2 tRNA genes and 2 rRNA genes are annotated in these 3,860 nt (G+C 53.5%); all 4 read right to left on the bottom strand.

The features are described 5' to 3' along the window. Positions 1–8: 8 nt before the first annotated feature. Positions 9–85, bottom strand: a tRNA-Met gene (locus ACELLULO517_RS27820). A gap of 36 nt (positions 86–121) precedes the next feature. After that, positions 122–236, bottom strand: a 5S ribosomal RNA gene (rrf, locus tag ACELLULO517_RS27815). A gap of 260 nt (positions 237–496) precedes the next feature. Next, positions 497–3,236, bottom strand: a 23S ribosomal RNA gene (locus tag ACELLULO517_RS27810). A 540-nt stretch (positions 3,237–3,776) separates the two neighbouring features. Then, a tRNA-Ile gene (locus ACELLULO517_RS27805) sits at positions 3,777–3,853 on the bottom strand. Positions 3,854–3,860 lie beyond the last annotated feature (7 nt).

Raw genomic sequence — 3,860 nt, 5'->3', positions numbered from 1 at the left:
TATAGTTATGGTTGCGGGGACAGGATTTGAACCTGTGACCTTCAGGTTATGAGCCTGACGAGCTACCGGGCTGCTCCACCCCGCGGGGGTGAGTTTTAAACGGTAAAGGGTGGGTTGGATGACCTGGCGGCGACCTACTCTCCCGCGCCTTAAGACGCAGTACCATGGGCGCTGGGGTTTTTCACGGCCGAGTTCGGGATGGGATCGGGTGCGGGCTCCCCGCTATGGCCACCAGGTCGTCCAACCCACCCTTTGGGTGTGGTGAACGTGGGTCTGGCGCGAGCGCAGGAAGGTTTTCTTTTTTGAAAAAAAGAACCAAAAAACTTCTATTCTTTAAGGAATGAAAATCTTTTGTTTCTTTTCTATAGAAAAGAAGATCTTGCTTAACGGCTCTAGCGTTTTGGTTTGAGAGATTTGGATGTGCTTATTTGTGTGTGTTTGTCATCTGTTATCAGCGATCGGTTAGATGATTGCTGTGCGAGGTGGTGAGTAATTTGTAATGAGCCTATCGGGTGATTAGGACCGGTTAGCTGAACGCGTTACCGCGCTTTCACATCCGGCCTATCGACGTGGTGGTCTACCACGACCCTCAGGGAGACCTAGTTTTGAGGTGGGTTTCCCGCTTAGATGCTTTCAGCGGTTATCCCGTCCATACTTAGCTACCCGGCTGTGCCACTGGCGTGACAACCGGTGCACCAGAGGTATGTTCATCCCGGTCCTCTCGTACTAGGGACAAATCCTCTCAAGTCTCCTTCACCCACGGCAGATAGGGACCGAACTGTCTCACGACGTTCTAAACCCAGCTCACGTACCACTTTAATCGGCGAACAGCCGAACCCTTGGGACCTGCTCCAGCCCCAGGATGTGATGAGCCGACATCGAGGTGCCAAACCTCCCCGTCGATGTGGACTCTTGGGGGAGATCAGCCTGTTATCCCTAGAGTACCTTTTATCCGTTGAGCGATGGCCCTTCCACGCGGGACCACCGGATCACTATGGCCGACTTTCGTCTCTGATCGAGCTGTCGCTCTCACAGTCAGGCGGGCTTATGCCATTGCACTCAGCAGCCGATGTCCGACCGGCCTGAGCCCACCATCGCGCGCCTCCGTTACACTTTGGGAGGCGACCGCCCCAGTCAAACTGCCCACCATGCAGGGTCCTGAACCGGGATAACCGGTCTCAGTTAGACATCAGAAGCGCCCAGGGTGGTATTTCAAGGATGGCTCCACCAGAGCTAGCGCCCCGGCTTCAAAGCCTCCCACCTATCCTACACAGTGCTCCCCTGATGCCACTGCAAAGCTGCAGTAAAGGTTCATAGGGTCTTTCCGTCTGACCGCGGGTACCCCGCATCTTCACGGGGAATTCAATTTCGCTGAGCCCATACCGGAGACAGTGGGGAAGTCGTTACGCCATTCGTGCAGGTCGGAACTTACCCGACAAGGAATTTCGCTACCTTAGGACCGTTATAGTTACGGCCGCCGTTTACCGGGGCTTCAATTCAGTGCTTGCACACCTCCTCTTAACCTTCCGGCACCGGGCAGGCGTCAGACCCTATACGTCATCTCTCGATTTCGCAGAGCCCTGTGTTTTTACTAAACAGTCGCTACCCCCTGCTCTGTGCCACCCGCCCATGGTTGCCCAAAGACGGGTCTCGCTTATCCCGAAGTTACGCGAGCAATTTGCCTAGTTCCTTCGATATGGTTCTCTCAAGCGCCTTGGTATTCTCTACCAGTCCACCTGTGTCGGTTTCGGGTACGGTCTATATGCTGGAGCTATTTCCTGGAATGCGCCAAAAGCCAGAACAATCCAATAAGTTCTGACAACATCTTGCATTCGTCACTTCCAGCAGGCTCAGGAATATTCACCTGATTCCCATCGACTACGGCTTTCGCCCTCACCTTAGGGGCCGGCTAACCCTGCGCGGATTAACCTTGCGCAGGAACCCTTGGACTTTCGGCGACAGTGTTTCTCGCACTGTTTGTCGCTACTCATGTCAGCATTCGCACTTCTGATACCTCCAGGAGGGGTCACCCCATCTCCCTTCGCAGGCCTACAGAACGCTCCGCTACCGCGTAGATCACTCTACACCCGCAGCTTCGGTGTGTGGCTTGAGCCCCGTTACATTTTCGGCGCAGGATTTCTATTAGACCAGTGAGCTATTACGCTTTCTTTAAAGGATGGCTGCTTCTAAGCCAACCTCCTGGTTGTTTTGGAATTCCCACATCCTTTCCCACTTAGCCACAACTTGGGGACCTTAGCTGGCGGTCTGGGCTGTTTCCCTCTCGACCACGGACCTTAGCACCCATGGTCTGTCTGCCGGGCTATACTTCTGGGTATTCGGAGTTTGGTTAGGTTTGGTAAGGCTTTGGGCCCCCCTAGCCCATCCAGTGCTCTACCCCCCAGGGTAAACACCCGACGATCTACCTCAATAGATTTCGCGGAGAACCAGCTATTTCCGAGTTTGATTGGCCTTTCACCCCTAGCCACAGCTCATCCCCGACTTTTTCAACAGGCGTGGGTTCGGCCCTCCAGTGCGTGTTACCGCACCTTCAGCCTGGCCATGGCTAGATCACTCGGTTTCGGGTCTTCTACCTGCAACTTGTCGCCCTATTCAGACTCGCTTTCGCTACGCCTACACCTAACGGCTTAAGCTCGCTGCAAACAGAAACTCGCTGACCCATTATACAAAAGGTACGCCGTCACCGCAGTTGCGGCTCCGACTGCTTGTAGGCGTCCGGTTTCAGGTCTCTTTCACTCCCCTCGTCGGGGTGCTTTTCACCTTTCCCTCACGGTACTTGTTCACTATCGGTCACCAGGGAGTATTTAGGCTTAGAGGGTGGTCCCCCTACGTTCAGACAGGATTTCACGTGTCCCGCCCTACTCAAGGATTATAAGCAAACTCACCGCATACGGGGCTATCACCCGCTCAGGCCGGACTTTCCAGACCGTTCTGCTCACTCGCTTATAACCACTGGCCTGATCCGCTTTCGCTCGCCACTACTGACGGAATCTCTGTTGATGTCTTTTCCTCCAGGTACTGAGATGTTTCAGTTCCCCGGGTTCGCCTCCTAACCCTATGTATTCAGGTTAGGATACCCATCGCTGGGTGGGTTTCCCCATTCGGATATCCATGGATCAACGCCTGCTCGCGGCTCCCCATGGCTTTTCGCAGCGTGCCACGTCCTTCATCGCCTCCTGGTGCCAAGGCATCCACCGAACGCCCTTCTCATGCTCATTGCCTCGCGGACAAACCTTCTAGGGAAGGTTCGTCCCCACCTTGCACAGGAACCATCCAACCCATCCAAAGCCGAAGCTTTGCACAAGAGGACCTATCCCCATCCAGATGCTGTCCGTCCAAAGGCGTTGCGAGAACAATCCTTCTTCCGAACAGACGCACAAATATGCACATCCATTCTCTCACGCTTCTGAACAAACTTGCTGCGGGGATCCGGGCTTACGCCCTCGTCCGGTCAGACATGCAACAAATTCGCGCAGATGCGCCAAACCCTGATTCACGATTTAAAGAACACTGTCTTTCCAAACCCTCAGGCCTGGAAATAAACACAGCAAAGCTCGCTTGAACCAAAGCTCAAACGCTCGATGCCATGATTTGCTGTCCCTACCGCGACGGAGAGTGAATGAAAGTCTTTTGCTTCTTTTCTTCAGAAAAGAAGAATTACTTACTTAATGAATTAAATCAGTAACTGTTCTTTTTTATAAAAAAGAACCAAAAAATTTCCACTCCCTAAAGCCAGTCAAAACATCCAACCTTAGGATTGGTGGGCCAGGGAGGATTTGAACCTCCGACCCCACGCTTATCAAGCGTGTGCTCTAACCAGCTGAGCTACTGGCCCATACCCA

It is taken from the genome of Acidisoma cellulosilyticum (genome assembly GCF_020621385.1).
Taxonomy (GTDB): Bacteria; Pseudomonadota; Alphaproteobacteria; order Acetobacterales; family Acetobacteraceae; genus Acidisoma; species Acidisoma cellulosilyticum.
This window is presented reverse-complemented; position numbering and strand designations above follow the sequence as displayed.